Raw genomic sequence first — 16,756 nt, 5'->3', positions numbered from 1 at the left:
CCCTGTCTTAGAAACCTGGAATGGTTCTGAGACAGCCTTATGACCCGCCCCGCATCATTTGGCCAATGCATCGTTGCGAACATGATGATAGGCATAGCCTATGAATCTATCCGGCCTCTCCCTGCGCGATCTCGAATACGTCGTCGCCGTCGCCGAGGAGATGCATTTCGGTCGAGCCGCCGAGCGCTGCAACGTCAGCCAGCCGACCCTCAGCGTCCAGGTGCGCAAGCTGGAGGACCTTCTCGGCCTCGCCCTGTTCGAGCGCGGCAACCGCCGGGTGATGCTCACCCCCGCCGGCCAGACCATCGTGCGGCAGGCCCGCATCGTGATGGCGGAGGCCCAGCGCCTGCTGGTGCTGGCGAGCGAGGGCCGCGGAGCCCCCCTCACCGGCCGCCTCGTCCTGGCGGCGATCCAGACCCTCGGGCCCTACCTGTTTCCCCTGATCCTGCGCACCCTGCGCCAGGAGTTTCCACTCGTGGCCCTGGCGCTGAGCGAGGCGCGCACGGCCGAGATCCTGGAGGGTCTGCGCAACGGGCGCATCGATGCGGCCCTGGTCTCCCTGCCGGTGCCGGCCTCGGGCCTCACCGTCTCGCCCCTCTTCGTCGAGCCGTTCCAGCTCGCCTGCCCGGCCGAGCACCCCCTCGCCCGGGGCGGGGCGCTGCGGGCCACCGACATCGCCGGCCCGGACCTCCTGCTCCTCGACGAGGGCAATTGCCTGCGCGACCAGACCGTGGCCGCCTGCGGCGCCGGCTCGGCCGCCGGGCGCCACGCCACCAGCCTGGAGACCCTGCGCTCCATGGTGGCGGCAGGGGCCGGCTACACCCTGCTGCCCGCACTCGCGGTGCCCTCGGGCCCCGATCCGAGCGGCCTCACGGTGACGCGCAGCTTCGACGTGGACGGCCCCGGCCGCACGGTGGCGCTGGCCTGGCGCACCAGCGACCCGCGGGCCGACGGGCTCGCGCATCTCGCCGCGTTCTTCCGTGCCCACGCCCCAGCGGGCACCACCGCCTGCCGCGACGACGGCATGCCGCGTCCGCGCACGGCGCGCCGTGACAGCGTGGCCGATCCGGTGTAGCGCCCGGCGCAACGGGCGGTCCTGCCCGGCAATTCTCCGGCATCACCGTGCTCTCACTGCGCTTCATCGGCCGTTGGGCGGCTCTCCTCGGCGCCTCCGGCCTCCTGGCCTACGCCCTCGATCACGCGCATTTCCCGGCGGCCCTCCTGCTCGGGCCGATGGTGGCGGCCATCGCCTTCGGGGTCGGGGGCGCCAACCTGTCCGTGCCGAAATTCGGCTTCCAGGCCGCCCAGGCGATGATCGGCTGCCTCGTGGCCCACACCGTGACGGGCGAGATCGTCGGCACCGTGGTGGATGACGGCTTCCTCATCCTCGCCGTCGTGCTGGTCACCGTCCTGGTCGGGGGCGCGGTGGGCTGGGCCCTGACGCGCCTGCGCATCCTGCCGGGCTCCACCGCCGCCTGGGGCTCGTCGCCCGGCGGGGCGGCCGCCATGGTGGCGATGTCGGAGGAGTACGGCGCCGACCCGCGCCTCGTCGCCTTCATGCAGTACGTGCGAGTGGTGGCGGTGGTGCTCTCGGCCTCCATCATGGCGCGACTGCTCACCGACGTCTCCAACGTCGTGCCGCCCCCCGACCCCGCGCGGGTGGCGCCCCTCGCGCTCCTGGCGACCCTCGCGGTCGCCGCCTGCGGCGCCGGACTGGCCAAGCTCCTGCGCCTGCCGGCCTTCGCGCTGACCGGGCCGATGCTCCTCGGGGCCGCGCTCCACGCCTCCGGCCTGGTCTCCATGGCGCTGCCGATGCCGGTCCTCGACCTCGCCTACGCGACCATCGGCTGGTATGTCGGCCTGCGCTTCCGCCGCGAGACCCTGCGCGAGACCCTCAGCGCCATGCCGGGCATCGTCGTCGCCACCCTCGGCGTCATCGCGCTGTGCGGCGGCTGGGCCTACGGCCTGACCTTCCTGCTCCCCATCGACTTCCTCACGGCCTACCTCGCCACGAGCCCCGGCGGCCTCGACTCGGTGGCGATCATCGCGGTGGGCTCGAAGGTCGACGTCTCCTTCGTCCTCGCGGTGCAGACGCTGCGGCTGTTCGTGGTGCTGGTGACGGGTCCCGTCCTGGCGAAGTGGATCGCCCGCAGCGCCCCGGCGGCCTGACATGCACGCCCTCTACCTCGCCTTCCTGAATTCCTGGCGCGGCCTCGTGCACGGCGCCCGGACGGAGCGGGCGGTGCGCCTCGAACTCGCGCTCCTCCTGCTCGGCCTGCCCCTGGCGCTGGTCCTGGGCTCCGGCCTCTGGGTCCGGGTGGCCCTGGTGGCGACCCTGCTGCTGATGCTCGCGGCCGAATTCCTGAACACGGCGGTGGAGAAGCTCTGCGACCACCTCCATCCGGGCCATCACCCGAAGATCGGCATCGTCAAGGACCTCGCCTCCGCCGGCACCTTCTCGGCGCAGGGCATCGCGGCCCTGGTCTGGATCGCGGCGCTGGTCGAGCGGCTGTCGGATCACCCCTGACCGGCTCGGCGAAAGACCTGGGCAGAAGAAACAGACGGGTCGCGTGATGAAAGGTCGGCCGCCGCGCCCTGGACAGGGACGACGCGGTCCTCCAACCCTGCGTGCCCGGTCGATCCTCGATGGAACGACCTGAATCATCCGAGGTGCGTTCATGGCGGTCGCCGCAATCCTGAGACAAACACTCTTCGGCTTGAGTGGTTTTCTTCTCCTCATGCATCCTGCGGGTGCGGCCGACTTGCCGAAGATCGCCGTGATCGCGACCGGCGGTACGATCGCGATGAAGCTCGACCCCACCACCCATGCGCCGGTGCCGGCCCTCTCGGGCGAGGATCTCGTCGCGGCGGTGCCGAAGCTCAAGGATATCGCCGCGATCACCGTGACGGAGTTCAGCAACGTCCCCAGCGACTACATGGGACCGGACCGCTGGCCCGGCCTGTCGCGCAAGATCGACGAGATCCTGGCCGATCCCGCGATCCGCGGCGCCATCGTCCTGCACGGCACCGATACGCTCGACCAGACCGCTTACTTCCTCGACCTCACCGTGAAGAGCGACAAGCCCGTCGTGCTGGTCGGCGCCCAGCGCAATGCCTCCGACTGGGATTCGGACGGGTCCCGCAACCTCCTCAACGCGGCCCGGCAGATCCTCGCCGACGGTTCGACCGGCATGGGCGTCACGGTGACGCTCAACCACCACATCAACGCCGCCCGCGAGGTGCGCAAGACGCATACGAGCAACGTCGAGACCTTCAATTCCGGCGATGCGGGCTTCCTCGGCTACGTCGACGAGGATCGGGTGGTGTTCAGCCGCAAGTCGCTGCGCCGGCAGACGCTGCCCTTGCCCGACCGGATGCCCCGGGTCGATCTGGTGGCGATGTATGCGGGTGCCGACGGCAGCCAGGTGCGCCATGCGGCCGAGACCGGCGCGGAGGCCATCGTTGTCGAGGCCTATGGCTGGGGCAACATGAACGCCGAGATGCACGACGCGATCGTGGATGTCATCGGCAAGGGCGTGCCGGTCATCGTGGCCACCAAGGTCTATAACGGCCGCGCCCTGCCCGTGTACGGCTTCAAGGGGGGCGGCAACACGCTGCTGAAGGCCGGCGCCGTCTTCGCGGACAACCTGACGCCGGACAAGGCGCGGATCCTGACCCTGATCGCGCTCCCGAAGACCAAGGACCGCGCGGCACTTCAGGCCCTGTTCGACAAGTAGGGTCAACGGCGCGGGTCCGAGCCGCGATCCCGTGACGGACGGCGCCCGCGCCGCCGTCGCGGAACGGGACCGGGCCGGCGGCCCGCGACAGCGCCTCGCTCGCTTCTCGCGCGCCAAGCGCCTATGTGCGGAGCGAATCTCACCGCGCCGCACCACCGCCGGAGCCCGTGTCTCCTTGACCGACTACATCCGCAAGATCCTCACCGCCCGCGTCTACGACGTCGCCATCGAGAGCCCCCTGGACCCGATGCCGCGCATGTCGGCGCGCCTCGCCCGTCCGGTGCTCCTCAAGCGCGAGGATCTGCAGCCGGTCTTCTCGTTCAAGCTGCGCGGCGCCTACAACAAGATGTCGGGCCTCGCCCCGGAGCTCCTGGCGAAGGGCGTCGTCTGCGCCTCCGCCGGCAACCACGCGCAGGGCGTGGCGCTCGCCGCCGCCCGGCTGAACGTGCGCGCCGTGATCGTGATGCCGCGCACCACCCCGGCGATCAAGGTCGATGCCTGCCGGGCCCGGGGCGCCGAGGTCATCCTGTTCGGCGACGCCTTCGACGAGGCCCTGGGCCATGCCCGCGAACTCGAGGCGCGCGACGGGCTCACCTTCCTGCATCCCTTCGACGATCCGGACGTCATCGCCGGCCAGGGCACCATCGGGATGGAGATCCTGACCCAGCATTCCGGGCCGATCGAGGCGATCTTCGTCCCCGTCGGCGGCGGCGGGCTCGCGGCCGGCATCGCCACCTTCGTCAAGTATCTCCGGCCCGAGACCAAGGTCATCGGCGTCGAGCCCGACGACGCCGCCTGCATGGCCGCGGCGCTCGCCGCCGGCGAGCGCGTGGTGCTGCCGACCGTCGGCCTCTTCGCCGACGGCGTCGCCGTGCGGGAGGCGGGTGCGGAGACCTTCCGGCTCTGCCGCGAATTCCTCGACGCGGTCATCACCGTCGACACCGACGCCATGTGCGCGGCGGTCAAGGACATCTTCGACGACACCCGCGCCATCTCGGAGCCCTCGGGCGCCCTGGCGCTGGCCGGCGCCAAGGCCTACGCCGCCCGCCAGGAGGGCGGGACAGGGACTCTGGTGGCGATCTCCAGCGGAGCGAACCTCAACTTCGACCGCTTGCGCCATATCGCCGAGCGCGCCGAGATCGGCGAGCAGCGCGAGGTCCTTCTCGGCGTCACCATCCCGGAGCGGCCCGGCGCCTACCGCGCCTTCATCCAGACCCTCGGCCCCCGGGCGATCACCGAGTTCAACTACCGCTACGCGGCCGGCGCCGACGCGCAGATCTTCGTCGGCATCAACCTCGCGGGCGGCCTGCGCGAGAAGCACGCCCTCATCGACTCGCTGAAGGCTGCCGGCTACCGCGCCGTCGACATGAGCGACAACGAGATGGCCAAGGTCCACATCCGCTACATGGTCGGCGGGCGCGCCACCGGCCTCGCCGACGAGCGCCTCTACCGCTTCCAGTTCCCCGAGCGTCCAGGGGCGCTGATGAAGTTCCTCGACGCGCTGGGCGACGGCTTCGCCATCACCCTGTTCCACTACCGTAACCACGGCGCCGATTACGGCCGTGTGCTCGCGGGCATCGACGTGCCGCCGGCCGAGCGCGCCCGCTTCGATGCGGCCATCGAGGCGCTGCACTACCCCTGCGTCGACGAGACCGACAACCCGGCCTACCGGATGTTCCTCGACGATGGTCGTGGCCCGGCCGGCGCGGCGGCCTGAGGCCGGACAGTCGAACCGAGACATCGCGCCCCGGGATCGGGCGCGGTCCGCGATGATCGAGGCCCGTGGTATTTTGAATGCTTAAGCGATAGGAAATCGCGAAAGTTTTAATTGAGGTTTTCTGCATAAGAGGGACGCCCGAACCTCTCACCGGTCGTCCCGAATGCCGCGTCTCACCAGCCTCAACGTCCGCTTGCCGGCGATCACCGTCGGGCTGGCCCTCGTCAGTGCCAGCGTGATGGGGGGACTGAGCTGGTACAGCGCCCGGTCGGGCCTCACCGACGCCGCCCAGGAGCGCCTGCAATTCGCGGCCTCGGCCCGCAAGGCCGGGATCGAGCTGGTGGCCGAGCGGGTCGGCGGCGACCTTGTCACGTTGGCCGGCAACCCGCAGGTCGGCGGCAATTTTGGCGACCTCGTCGAAGCCCTCGACCCGGCCAAGGCCGACTTCGCCGGCCTCGTCCGGACCTACACGGAGGGCGCCACCCGCGAGGCGCGCCTCGGCGCCGAGGCGGCGGGCACGATGTACGGGCGGCGCCACGCCAAGGTGCAGGAGGTCGCCCGCAAGCTCCTGGAGCGGCCCGGCTATGCCGACCTCGTCTTCGTCTCCGAGGACGGCCGCATCGTCTACACCACCACCAAGGGGGCCGATTTCGGCCGCTCGCTCACCGAGCCCGAGTTCGCCGCGACGGGGCTCGCCCGCCTCGTGGCGCGCCTTAAGAGCGCCGATGCCGACGCGACGCTCTACGAGGATTACGCCGCCTACCCGGCGGAAGCGGCTCCCTCCGCCTTCATCGGCCGGTCCATCGCCCGCCGCGCCAACGTCGCCATGGGCACCGGCCAGGAGGCGTCGCGCATCGGCTTCGTTCTCCTGCGCCTGACGCCCGCCCTGTTCGACCGGACCCTCTCGGATCGCGGCGGCCTCGGAGAGACGGGTCAGGTCATGGCGATCGGCGCGGACGGCACCTTGCGCAGCAACCCGCCCCTGTCCCGCTCCGTTACAGCCGGCAAGCCCGCGACGGCGCTGGGCCTCGACAAGGCCGACCTCGCGGGCGAGCGCCCCTTCACCTACACGGACGGCAGCGGCCACCGGATGGTCGCGACCGCCCGGGTCTCGGTGCTCGGCGCTCCCTGGACGATCGTCGCGGAGCAGGCGGAGGAGGAAACCCTGGCGGCGGTGGGCACGCTGACGAAGGCCCTGACGGCGACGGCGCTCGCGGTCCTCGCCGTGACGACGCTCCTCGGGCTTCTCTTCGCCCGGAGCATCGTGGGCCCCCTCGGCGCCCTGACCCGCGCGCTCCAGGCCCTCGCCCGCCGCGAGACCCTGGCCGAGGTGCCGGGCAGCCGCCGCGCCGACGAGATCGGCGACATCGCCCGAGCCGTCGTCACCATTCGGGACATCTCCCTGGAGGAGGCCGCTCAGCAGTTGAAGACCACCGAGGCCGCCCGCCTGCGGGAGGAGACCGAGCGCCGCGCCCTGCTGCGCGACCTCGCCGACCGCTTCGAGCGCTCGGTCGGCGGCATCGTCGGCACCGTCTCGCAGGCGTCAACCGACCTGCAGGGTGCCGCCGCCGGCATGACGGAGGCGGTGGCCGGCACGGCGCGGCGCTCCACATCCGTGGCGGTGATCGCCCAGGAGACCGCCGGCAACGTCAACGCGGTGGCGGCGGCCGCCGAGGAACTTGGCGCCACCGTCAGCGAGATCGGCCGGCAGGTGGAGCAGGCCTCCACCATGTCCACCCAGGCCGTCGAGGAGGCGGGGCGGACCGCCGCGACCATGCAGACGCTGTCGGATGCCGCAACCCGGATCGGCGACGTCGTCGGCCTCGTGTCGCAGATCGCCAGCCAGACCAACCTTCTGGCGCTGAACGCCACCATCGAGGCGGCCCGCGCGGGCGAGGCCGGGCGAGGCTTCGCCGTGGTCGCCGCCGAGGTGAAGAACCTCGCCGAGCAGACCGGCCGGGCCACCACCGAGATCGCCGGTCAGGTCGACGCCATCCGCTCGGCCACCACCGGCGCCACGGGGGCGATCCGCAGCATCGTGACGCGGATCGAGAGCATGAACGTCGTCACCGGCAGCATCGCCGCCGCGGTCGAGGAGCAGGGCGTGACGACACAGGAGATCGTGCGCAACATGGGTGAGGCGTCCTCGGGCACCGGCGCCATGAGCCACGACATCGAGGCCGTGGCGCTCTCGGCCGCCGAGGCCGGCGCGACGGCGGACCAGGTCCAGCGCGCATCGGCCGACCTCTCCCGCCAGTCCGAGCAGCTGCGCACGGAGGTCGCGGGCTTCCTCGCCACCGTCCGGGCGGCCTGAGGACACCGGCGGAGCCGTGACCGCATGGGCCGGCGGCATCCGCCGGTCTTGACCCCCCGGCGGGGTCGGGCCCAATGCCCCGGCTCAACCGGGACCCCTCGCCGATGCCGCCGCTCCTCGCCCTGCCCTTCCCCGCCATCGATCCGGTGGCGGTGGCGATCGGGCCGATCACCATCAAGTGGTACGCCCTCGCCTACATCGTAGGCCTGCTCGGCGGCTGGTACTACGCCCGCCGGCTGGTGGCGGCGGACCGCTACTGGGGCGTGGTGCGGCGCCCGAGCCTGAACGACATCGACGACCTCATCGTCTGGGTGGCGCTCGGCGTCGTCCTCGGCGGGCGCATCGGCTACGTGCTGTTCTACAACCTGCCGCTCTACCTCGCCGACCCCATCGAGATCCTGGCCATCCGCAACGGCGGCATGTCCTTCCACGGCGGCTTCCTCGGCGCCGTGCTGGCGATGGTGCTGTTCGCCCGCGCCCGCAAGCTCCAATCCCTCACCCTCCTCGACCTCGCCGCCGTGGTGGTGCCGATCGGCCTGTTCTTCGGGCGCATCGCCAATTTCGTGAACGGCGAGCTCTGGGGCCGCATCGCGCCGGACTTCCCCTACGCCATCGTGTTTCCCACCGGCGGTCCCCTGCCCCGCCACCCGAGCCAGCTCTACGAAGCGGCCACCGAGGGCGCGCTGCTGTTCGTCGTGATGCTGATCGCGGTGCGCGCCAGCGGCTTCCGCAAGCCCGGCCTGATGGGCGGGATCTTCGTCCTCGGCTACGCGCTCAGCCGGACGTTCTGCGAGTTCTTCCGCGAGCCGGACCGCCAGCTCGGCTACCTGTTCGGCACCGGGACCTGGTCCACCGGCGGCATCACCATGGGGATGGTGCTGTGCGTGCCGATGGCGCTCGTCGGCATCGGTGCGATCGTCCTGGCTCTCAGGGGCACCACCCGCCCCCGCGTGGCCGTGGAGGACGTACCCGTGTCGCCCGCCAAGGCCGACGCGGCGTGACGAGCCCGCTCTTCGCCGAGATCCGCGACGAGATCCTGGCCTCCGGCCCGATCGGCCTCGACCGCTACATGAGCCTCTGCCTCGGCCACCCCGTGCACGGCTACTACCGCACCCGCGACCCCCTCGGGGCGCGGGGCGACTTCGTCACCGCCCCCGAGATCAGCCAGATGTTCGGCGAACTGATCGGGGTCTGGCTCGCTGCGAGCTGGGGCGCCATGGGCGCGCCGGCCGACCTCGCCCTGGTGGAACTCGGACCCGGCCGGGGCACCCTGATGCAGGACGCGCTGCGGGCCCTGTCCCGCGCCGCGCCGGCCCTGCGCCCGGCCCTGCACCTCGTCGAGACGAGCCCGGTGCTCCGGGCCGAACAGGAATCCCGCCTTTCGGGCGCCGCCCCGACTTGGCACGAGACCCTCGAGACGCTGCCGCACGGCCCGACCCTGGTCGTCGCCAACGAATTCTTCGACGCCCTGCCCGTGCGGCAGTTCCAGCGCGCCGAGCGCGGCTGGTTCGAGCGCCTCGTCGGCCTCTCGGCGGATGGCGGCGCCCTCGCCTTCGGCCTCGCGGCCGAGCCCGACACCCGCATCGCCGCCAGCGGCCCCACCGGCGTTCTGATGACCCTGCCGGGCGCGGCCCTCGACACCGTGCGCGGCCTCGCCCGCCGTATCGTTGCCGACCGGGGCGCGGTGCTGGCCATCGATTACGGCCATGTCCGGCCGGGCTTCGGCGATACGCTCCAGGCTCTGCGCGGCCACGCCTTCGTCCCGTCGCTCGCCGCCCCCGGCGAGGCCGACCTCACCACCCACGTGGATTTTACCGCCCTCGGCCGCGCCGCGGCCGGCGAAGGCGCGATCCTGCACGGCCCCGTCGACCAGCGCGACTTCCTCCTCGCCCTGGGTCTGCGCGAGCGGGCCGAGCGACTGGGACGAGACGCGTCACCGGCACAGCGCGACGCGATCACGGCGGCGGCGACCCGCCTGACCGACCCGTCCCGGCGCGGCATGGGCAGCCTGTTCAAGGCGATGGCGTTCTCGGACGCGACGTTGACGGCGCTGCCGGGGCTTCCGGCAGCGGGGCGCTGAAGCCGAGCCGCGTCAGGGGTTCCGCCGGGCCAGCCACAGCGTGCCGAGGCCCAGCGCCGAGGCGCGGATCGGGTAGAGAAGCGCCGCGAAGACCTGGGCATCCATGGCCGAACACGCGATGATGGGGCTGGCGACGCCGACGAAACCGCGCAGCGTGGCGGAACCGCAGGAAGAACGTGGAAGCCCTGCCCTTCAATCGCAAAACTTGACTTGGCCCCGCCGTCGGACTAACCGCCTCCCTATTCATTCGACGGTCTGATCGTCACCACGAACGCCGACCGGCCCTGCGAGGCCGGAGGTCAACGCCCGACAGCGCGATGCGCCCTCGGGCGAGCTTCGCGTTGGGGAACAGGACGTCGGCCCCGCTTCACCCGTCGTCGTCGAGTCCCGATGCCCAACGCTGCCGCGAACACGACCCTGCGCATCGAGGATGCGGTGAACGACACCTGCCCCTGGTCGGGCAAGCCGATCGCGGCCGACTCGCTGACCCTCTACAACGGCGCGGTGGTGGGCTTCTGCAACCCGGAATGCCGGGACAAGTTCGCCAAGGCGATCCGCGGCTTCGAGGACGCGCTCCAGGCGCGCCGGGCGGAGAGCGCGGGCGTCAACCAGTGAGTCACCCGATGACGATGCCGGTCCAGGGAGCCTGACGCATGTTCGAAGGCCTGTCCGATCGCCTCTCCGGGATTCTCTCCGGCCTCACGCGCCGCGGCGCGCTGACCGAGGCCGACGTCACCGCGGCCCTGCGCGAGGTCCGGCGCGCCCTGCTGGAGGCCGACGTCGCCCTCGAGGTGGTGCGCGGCTTCACCGAGAAGGTGCGCGAGAAGGCGGTCGGCGCGATCGTCCTGAAGTCGGTCACCCCCGGCCAGATGGTCGTCAAGATCGTCAACGACGAACTCGTGGCGATGCTCGGCTCGGATGCGAGCGTCATCGACCTGAACGCCCCTGCGCCCGTCGCCATCCTGATGGTCGGCCTGCAGGGCTCGGGCAAGACCACCACCACCGCCAAGATCGCGCGCCGGCTGGTGGCCCGCGACAAGCGCCGGGTGCTGCTGGCCTCCCTCGACACCCGCCGCCCGGCGGCGATGGAGCAGCTCGCGATCCTGGCCAAGCAGGTCGAGGTCGAGAGCCTGCCGATCGTGGCCGGCCAGTCGGCGGTGCAGATCGCCCGCCGCGCCATGGACGCCGCCCGCCTCGGCGGCTTCGACGTGGTCATGCTCGACACCGCCGGCCGCATCACCCTCGACGAGGCGCTGATGGCGGAGGCGGCCGAGGTCAAGGCCGCCACCAACCCGCACGAGGTGCTCCTCGTCGCCGACGCGCTGACCGGCCAGGACGCGGTGAACACCGCCCGCGCCTTCGACGAGCGCCTGGGCGTCACCGGCATCGTGCTGACCCGCATGGACGGCGATTCGCGCGGTGGCGCCGCGCTCTCGATGCGCGCCGTCACCGGCAAGCCGATCAAGCTCGTCGGCACCGGCGAGAAGGTCGACGCCCTGGAGGAGTTCCACCCCTCCCGCGTCGCCAACCGCATCCTCGGCATGGGCGACATCGTCTCCCTCGTGGAGAAGGCGGCCGAGACCATCGACCACGAGCAGGCGCTCCGCACCGCGGAGAAGATGCGCAAGGGCAAGTTCGACCTCGACGACCTGTCCATGCAGCTCGCCCAGATGGAGAAGATGGGCGGCATCGGCGGCCTGATGGGCATGCTCCCGGGCATGGGTCAGATCAAGAAGCAGGTCGAGAACGCCAACCTCGATGAGAAGATGTTCGCCCGTCAGCGGGCCATCATCTCGTCGATGACCGCGCAGGAGCGCAAGAATCCCGACATCCTCAAGAACTCCCGCAAGAAGCGCATCGCCGCGGGCTCGGGGACGAAGGTGGAGGAGCTCAACAAGCTCCTCAAGATGCACCGGACCATGGCCGACATGATGAAGGCGATGGGTTCGGGCAAGCGCGGCATCGGGCAGGCCCTCGGCTCGATGTTCGGCATGGGTGGCGGCGGTGGGATGGGCGGCATGCCCGGCCTGCCCCCCGGCATGCCGGAGCCGACGCCGGAAATGATCGCCGACATGCAGAAGCAGCTCGGCGGCAAGCTCCCCCCGATGCCTCCGGGCCTCAGGGGCAAGATGCCGGGCCTGCCCGGGCTCGGGGGTCCCAAGGGCCCCGGCGGCCTGCCGGGTCTCGGCGGTTTCCCGTTCGGGAAGAAGAAGTAGGGGCGAACGGGGGCTTAGCGAATAGCGAAGCGGTGCCCCGCCGGCCCGCTTCCCTACTCACTACGCGCCCCTCGCTCGAGGTCACCAGAACACCTATCCTTCGGAGTCAAACATGTCCCTCAAGATTCGTCTCACCCGTGGCGGCGCCAAGAAGCGCCCGTACTACCGCATCGTCGTCGCCGACGCCCGCGCTCCCCGCGACGGCCGCTTCATCGACAAGGTCGGCGTCTACGATCCCATGAAGGCCAAGGACGATCCGGCCCGCATCGTGCTCGAGGCCGACAAGATCCAGGCCTGGCTCGCCAAGGGCGCCCAGCCCACCGACCGCGTCCTGCGCTTCCTCGACGCCGCCGGCCTCGCCAAGCGCCCCGCGCGCAACAACCCCCAGAAGGCCGAGCCGGGCGAGAAGGCCAAGGAGCGCGCCGCCAAGCGCGCCGAGAAGGCCGCCGCCCCGGCCGAAGACGCCGCGGCCTGAGGGCCCTCGCATGGCCCGCCGTCCCGGAGGCACCACTCCCCACGGTGACGGCGGCCGCCGTGCCCGGCCGGGCCGCATCGGCAGCGATGCGGCCACCTCGGCCCACCGTCCGCGGCCGGACGATCCCGCCGCCCTGCCGGAGACCGACCCGAGCCTCGTCCGCATGGGCGAGTTCGGGCGCGCGCACGGTCTCAACGGCGAGGTCCGGTTGAAATCCTACACCGGCGACCCGCAGGCCATCGGAACCTACGGGCCGCTGATCGCCAGCGACGGCCGCCGCATCGAGTTTACCGACATCCGCCAGGCCGGTGGCAGCTCCCCCGACCTCCTCGTCGTGCGCGTGAAGGGTGTGGCGGACCGGACCGGCGCAGAAGCGCTGAACCGCGTCGCCCTCTACCTGCCCCGCGAGCGCCTCGGCGCCACGGAGGACGAGGACGAATTCTTCACGGCGGACCTCGTCGGCCTGACCGTGGTCGACACGCAGGGCGTGGTGCTCGGCACCGTGGCGGACGTGCCGAATTACGGCGGCGGCGATCTCCTCGAGATCAAGCCGGCGCTCGGCGGCGCCACCGCCCTCCTGCCCTTCACGAAGGCCTTCGTGCCGGTGCTCGCGATCGCAGAAGGCCGGGTGGTGGTCGATCCGCCCGAGGATCTGTTCGTCCCGGCCGGTCCCCGCCCACCCAACGAGCCGGTCTGAACGGCCCGGCCGCCGTTTCAGGCAGCCCCGACCCATTGCGCCGCGATCTCCTGGCTCATCGGCGGGTTTCGACGCGGCACGGCGATATGAGTCCGGTTGCGGCCGGCGGCCTTTGCCGCGTACAGCGCGATGTCGGCGAATTGGTAGAGGTCTGCGGGCGCCACGGTTCCGGTCGCGGACCCTAGGGTGCTGGCGAGGCCGATGCTGACGGTGATCGACCCCGGCCGAATCCCGGCCGACGCGATGCCGAGGGTGGCCACCTCCGCATGCACCGCCTCGGCGATCCGCAGCGCGCCCACCTCGTCCGTGTCCGGAAGCAGCAGCACGAACTCCTCGCCGCCGATCCGGCAGACGAGATCGCCCGGCCGGCGGATGCTCGCGGAGAGGCAGGCGGCGAGCCCCCGCAGGACCGCGTCGCCGATCCCATGGCCGTAGCGGTCGTTGATGGCCTTGAAGTAATCGACATCGACGACGAGCAGGGAGCGCACCGCCACCGGATCGGCCGGTCCCGTCCAGGCCCTGGCGATCTCGTCCTCGAAGCGGCGGCGGTTCGGCAATTCGGTGAGGGCATCGGTCAGCGAGAGGCGGGCGAGCTCCGCCTGCATCCGCGTGCGCTGCCGCAGTTCACATCCGAACAGGAATGAGAGGCCGATGGTCAGGCCGCACAGGGCGAGCACCATCAGGCCGATGACGAGGGCCTTGGTGCGCCACTGCGCGTCGATCTCCTCCACGGCGAGGGCGACGTTGACGATGAGGGGCAGGTCGCCGACGCTCGTATACGCGTAGAGGCGCTGGCCTGCATCGCGCAGCGAATCGCCGACGAAGGTGCCGTGCGTGGCCTTCAGGAAGTGTTGGAAGGTCGCCGAACCGGACACGTCCGCACCGATATCGGCCGCCGCGAGGGGATGGCGCATGAGCCGGGTGCCGTCGCGCAGGTACAGGTTGATCGCACCCCGCGGACCGAGACCGATATTCGCGAACAGCCGGGTGAAATAGGAAAGCTTGAGGGAGGCCGAGACGATCCCGCCGAAGCTCCCATCCAGCTTGGTGATGCGTCGACTCAGGACGATGACCGGAACGCCGACCAGGCGGGATGTGACCGGCCGGCTGATGACGAGGCCGAGATCCGCATGCGCCGCATGCGCGCGGAAATAGTCACGGTCGGCGTTGTTGAGACGGCGGGCGGGGACCGCGTGCGAATCGACGACGGTATCGCCCTTCTCGTTCAGGACGAGCACCACCCCCATGTCGGTGGCGGTCGCGGCCCGGTCGAACAGAACCAGTTGGCGCAGCTCCGGGCTGATCTCCGAGATTCCCGGGGCCGACAGGTTGTCGACGACGGCGCGCAGCGAGAGATCGATGATCTCGACGTTGCGGGCGATATCGCGCTCGATCACCTGGAGCAGGTTTCGTGACGTCTGGGTGGCCTTGTCCCAGGCGTCGTTGCGCATGTCGAGGAGCATCTGCCCGCAGATCAGGAGCATGCCGATCGGCGCGAGGATGCCGAGGACGTTCCAGGTCCGGGAGGCGGACAGCCACCGGTCGGTTCGAGATGACAGGCGCATCGGTGCCGCTGGAGCATCGGTTCGGGGTCTGCGGCCATTTCGCACGACAAACCCTAATCGACCGTCGCCCGCTTCCACGACGGGCCTGGATTCACGCACACAGACCGGCGGAACTGTCTCGTCGGAGGGCCGCTCTCACCGGCGGCCGTTGCTCCGGCGGGTGGTCTCGTCCCGGCACGGCTTGATCGCGCGGGGGTCCGGGCGCGCCTCGGCCGCGGGGGCCTCGAAGGTCGCGAGGTAGCCGACGCCCCCCGTCAGGGTGGTGAAGCCGGTCTGGCGGTAGCCGGCGGCGCTCAACTCACATGCCAGGAGCGCGGGCGGCGTCCCGTGCCGCGCGGGGACGTCGTCGGCGTCGACGATGCCGACGCGGCCGCCGGGCCGCATCGCGACGGCGAGGTTGTGCAGCAGGCCGAAGGGCTGGACGATCTCGTGGTACATGTGAACCAGCACGGCGGCATCCAGCGAGCCCGGCGCCAGCCGGGGGTCGTGCGGCTCCCCGCGCACGACGGTGACGTTCGTCACGCCGGCCTTCGCGATCCGTGCCTCCAGGTCGGCGATGTAGCGCGGCGTCACGTCCTGCGCGTAGACGCGGCCCTGGGGGCCGACGCGCGCGGCGAGGCGCATCACGTAGTAGCCGCTGCCCGCGCCGATATCGGCGACACTCTCGCCGGGGGCGATACCCATGAGCCGGGCGACCTGCCCGACCTCATCCACCGCGTCGCGCTGCTTCTCGGAGGCCCAGAGGGGGGCGACGATCTCTGCGACGGGCCGGTCGGGCCTGGGGAAGTCGGCCGCCGGCGCGCCGGGCGGACCGAGGGGCTCGGCAGCGAGCGCCGGCGTGAGTGTCAGGACACAGAGGAAGGCGAGCGCGGAACGGATCATGCAGGGACAACCGCGCGCCGGCCCTTCGGTGCCACGTTGACCGCGCGCGGGGCGAGGCGCCATCAAGCGGCATGACCCCCGAGAATCCCGCCCAGACCCCGGCGACCCCGCCCTGGACCGCCACCATCCTCACTCTCTACCCGGCCATGTTTCCCGGGCCCCTCGGCGCCTCGCTCTCCGGGGACGCCCTGGCGCGGGGCACCTGGGCGCTGGAGGCGCGCGACATCCGCGAGCACGGCCTCGGCCGTCACCGGGCGGTGGACGACACCCCGGCCGGGGGTGGCGCCGGCATGGTCCTGCGCTGCGACGTGCTCGGTGCCGCCATCGACGCCGCGGCACCGGGCAACGATCCGCGGCCCCGTTTGCTGATGAGTCCGCGCGGAAAGCCCCTCACGCAGGCGCGCGTCCGCGCCCTCAGCGCGGGGCCGGGCCTCGTCGTGGTCTGCGGCCGCTTCGAGGGCGTGGACGAGCGCGTCATCGCGGGGCGCGGCCTGGAGGAGGTCTCGATCGGCGATTACATCCTGTCCGGCGGCGAGATCGCCGCCCTGGTGCTCCTCGACGCGTGCATCCGCCTCCTGCCGGGCGTGATGGGCAAGGTGGCCTCGGGCGAGGAGGAGAGCTTCGAGGCAGGCCACCTCGAATATCCGCACTACACCCGACCCCGCGACTGGGAGGGCCGGGCGATTCCCGACGTGCTCACCGGTGGCAACCACGGCGCCATCGCGAAATGGCGTCGCGCCGAGGCCTTGCGCCTCACGCGCGAGCGCCGGCCGGACCTGCTGGCTCCGTCCGAGGACTGATGCGGAGAACCTGACGCGCAGTGGCCGACCATGGAGCCGTCTCCGAGTGGACTCGGGGCGCGATCCCCGAGGAGACCTGCGGTCCGGGCGAACGCTGGCTCCTGTTTCAAGGACCGTCGATCCGGGTTGAGCCCGCAACCCCGGCCGGACGAACCTTCGGGACCGGCTGCTCCAGGCCTGGCCTCGCCCTCGCTCAAACCGGTGGAACAGGCCCGTCCGAGCCCGCGACACCGAAGAAGATCACGTTTGCATCACCTGGTAATTCAGCGCATT

At 71.4% G+C, this 16,756-nt stretch carries 15 protein-coding genes; 13 read left to right on the top strand and 2 right to left on the bottom strand.

Annotated elements, in window-relative coordinates:
- The first annotated feature begins 100 nt into the window (after positions 1 to 100).
- The 12 genes from MKK58_RS25850 (at position 101) to rimM (ending at position 13,236) form a co-directional block, all read left to right on the top strand.
- On the top strand, positions 101 to 1,075 hold the full coding sequence (locus MKK58_RS25850) for a LysR substrate-binding domain-containing protein (protein ID WP_243915799.1): 975 nt from the start codon (positions 101 to 103) through the stop codon (positions 1,073 to 1,075).
- Between the two features lie 47 nt (positions 1,076 to 1,122).
- Positions 1,123 to 2,169: an AbrB family transcriptional regulator gene (locus MKK58_RS25845; RefSeq protein WP_243915798.1), complete on the top strand. Its 1,047-nt coding sequence runs from the start codon at positions 1,123 to 1,125 to the stop codon at positions 2,167 to 2,169.
- Position 2,170: 1 nt separating this feature from the next.
- Positions 2,171 to 2,527, top strand: a complete 357-nt coding sequence (locus MKK58_RS25840) for a diacylglycerol kinase (protein WP_243915797.1) — start codon at positions 2,171 to 2,173, stop codon at positions 2,525 to 2,527.
- A gap of 211 nt (positions 2,528 to 2,738) precedes the next feature.
- Complete coding sequence (locus tag MKK58_RS25835) at positions 2,739 to 3,737, top strand: asparaginase (protein WP_243915844.1); 999 nt, start codon at positions 2,739 to 2,741, stop codon at positions 3,735 to 3,737.
- Between the two features lie 136 nt (positions 3,738 to 3,873).
- On the top strand, positions 3,874 to 5,454 hold the full coding sequence (gene ilvA / locus MKK58_RS25830; protein ID WP_313899303.1) for a threonine ammonia-lyase, biosynthetic: 1,581 nt from the start codon (positions 3,874 to 3,876) through the stop codon (positions 5,452 to 5,454).
- A gap of 163 nt (positions 5,455 to 5,617) precedes the next feature.
- Entirely contained in the window at positions 5,618 to 7,768 is a 2,151-nt protein-coding gene (locus MKK58_RS25825) for a methyl-accepting chemotaxis protein (protein ID WP_243915795.1), read from the top strand.
- Between the two features lie 104 nt (positions 7,769 to 7,872).
- Entirely contained in the window at positions 7,873 to 8,769 is an 897-nt protein-coding gene (gene lgt / locus MKK58_RS25820) for a prolipoprotein diacylglyceryl transferase (RefSeq protein ID WP_243915794.1), read from the top strand.
- Positions 8,766 to 9,848 carry a class I SAM-dependent methyltransferase gene (locus MKK58_RS25815; protein ID WP_243915793.1) on the top strand — a complete coding sequence of 361 codons (1,083 nt, stop codon included), beginning with the start codon at positions 8,766 to 8,768 and terminating at the stop codon, positions 9,846 to 9,848. The genes lgt and MKK58_RS25815 overlap by 4 nt, the downstream gene beginning before the upstream one ends.
- A gap of 390 nt (positions 9,849 to 10,238) precedes the next feature.
- Entirely contained in the window at positions 10,239 to 10,463 is a 225-nt protein-coding gene (locus MKK58_RS25810) for a hypothetical protein (protein WP_056475430.1), read from the top strand.
- A 38-nt stretch (positions 10,464 to 10,501) separates the two neighbouring features.
- On the top strand, positions 10,502 to 12,064 hold the full coding sequence (gene ffh / locus MKK58_RS25805) for a signal recognition particle protein (protein ID WP_243915792.1): 1,563 nt from the start codon (positions 10,502 to 10,504) through the stop codon (positions 12,062 to 12,064).
- Positions 12,065 to 12,176: 112 nt separating this feature from the next.
- Positions 12,177 to 12,539 carry a 30S ribosomal protein S16 gene (gene rpsP, locus MKK58_RS25800; protein WP_055957770.1) on the top strand — a complete coding sequence of 121 codons (363 nt, stop codon included), beginning with the start codon at positions 12,177 to 12,179 and terminating at the stop codon, positions 12,537 to 12,539.
- Between the two features lie 10 nt (positions 12,540 to 12,549).
- On the top strand, positions 12,550 to 13,236 hold the full coding sequence (gene rimM / locus MKK58_RS25795) for a ribosome maturation factor RimM (protein ID WP_243915791.1): 687 nt from the start codon (positions 12,550 to 12,552) through the stop codon (positions 13,234 to 13,236).
- 17 nt (positions 13,237 to 13,253) lie between these two features.
- Here the strand turns inward: rimM and MKK58_RS25790 are convergent, their stop codons facing one another.
- Both MKK58_RS25790 and MKK58_RS25785 read right to left on the bottom strand, forming a co-directional pair.
- The gene (locus MKK58_RS25790; RefSeq protein WP_243915790.1) at positions 13,254 to 14,801 is read right to left on the bottom strand and encodes a sensor domain-containing diguanylate cyclase; all 1,548 of its coding nucleotides are present in this window, start codon (positions 14,799 to 14,801) and stop codon (positions 13,254 to 13,256) included.
- Positions 14,802 to 14,936: 135 nt separating this feature from the next.
- Positions 14,937 to 15,683 (bottom strand): methyltransferase domain-containing protein, encoded by a 747-nt coding sequence (locus MKK58_RS25785; RefSeq protein ID WP_243915789.1) that lies wholly within the window; start codon positions 15,681 to 15,683, stop codon positions 14,937 to 14,939.
- A gap of 71 nt (positions 15,684 to 15,754) precedes the next feature.
- Between MKK58_RS25785 and trmD the strand changes: the two genes are divergently transcribed.
- On the top strand, positions 15,755 to 16,483 hold the full coding sequence (trmD, locus tag MKK58_RS25780; RefSeq protein ID WP_243915788.1) for a tRNA (guanosine(37)-N1)-methyltransferase TrmD: 729 nt from the start codon (positions 15,755 to 15,757) through the stop codon (positions 16,481 to 16,483).
- Positions 16,484 to 16,756: the final 273 nt, after the last annotated feature.

The organism is Methylobacterium sp. J-078, from assembly GCF_022829285.1.
Taxonomy (GTDB): Bacteria; Pseudomonadota; Alphaproteobacteria; order Rhizobiales; family Beijerinckiaceae; genus Methylobacterium.
The sequence above is the reverse complement of the archived record's forward strand: the minus strand, read 5'-3'. Positions and strand labels throughout refer to the sequence as shown.

What these genes read in the sequence shown, in the direction of transcription:
- lgt (WP_243915794.1), top strand. Translation starts at nt 7,873, where the DNA reads ATGCCGCCGCTCCTCGCCCTGCCCTTCCCCGCCATCGATCCGGTGGCG.
- MKK58_RS25850 (WP_243915799.1), top strand. Translation starts at nt 101, where the DNA reads ATGAATCTATCCGGCCTCTCCCTGCGCGATCTCGAATACGTCGTCGCC.
- ffh (WP_243915792.1), top strand. Translation starts at nt 10,502, where the DNA reads ATGTTCGAAGGCCTGTCCGATCGCCTCTCCGGGATTCTCTCCGGCCTC.
- MKK58_RS25840 (WP_243915797.1), top strand. Translation starts at nt 2,171, where the DNA reads ATGCACGCCCTCTACCTCGCCTTCCTGAATTCCTGGCGCGGCCTCGTG.
- rimM (WP_243915791.1), top strand. Translation starts at nt 12,550, where the DNA reads ATGGCCCGCCGTCCCGGAGGCACCACTCCCCACGGTGACGGCGGCCGC.
- rpsP (WP_055957770.1), top strand. Translation starts at nt 12,177, where the DNA reads ATGTCCCTCAAGATTCGTCTCACCCGTGGCGGCGCCAAGAAGCGCCCG.
- MKK58_RS25825 (WP_243915795.1), top strand. Translation starts at nt 5,618, where the DNA reads ATGCCGCGTCTCACCAGCCTCAACGTCCGCTTGCCGGCGATCACCGTC.
- MKK58_RS25810 (WP_056475430.1), top strand. Translation starts at nt 10,239, where the DNA reads ATGCCCAACGCTGCCGCGAACACGACCCTGCGCATCGAGGATGCGGTG.
- trmD (WP_243915788.1), top strand. Translation starts at nt 15,755, where the DNA reads ATGACCCCCGAGAATCCCGCCCAGACCCCGGCGACCCCGCCCTGGACC.
- MKK58_RS25785 (WP_243915789.1), bottom strand. Translation starts at nt 15,683, where the DNA reads ATGATCCGTTCCGCGCTCGCCTTCCTCTGTGTCCTGACACTCACGCCG.
- MKK58_RS25790 (WP_243915790.1), bottom strand. Translation starts at nt 14,801, where the DNA reads ATGCGCCTGTCATCTCGAACCGACCGGTGGCTGTCCGCCTCCCGGACC.
- MKK58_RS25835 (WP_243915844.1), top strand. Translation starts at nt 2,739, where the DNA reads ATGCATCCTGCGGGTGCGGCCGACTTGCCGAAGATCGCCGTGATCGCG.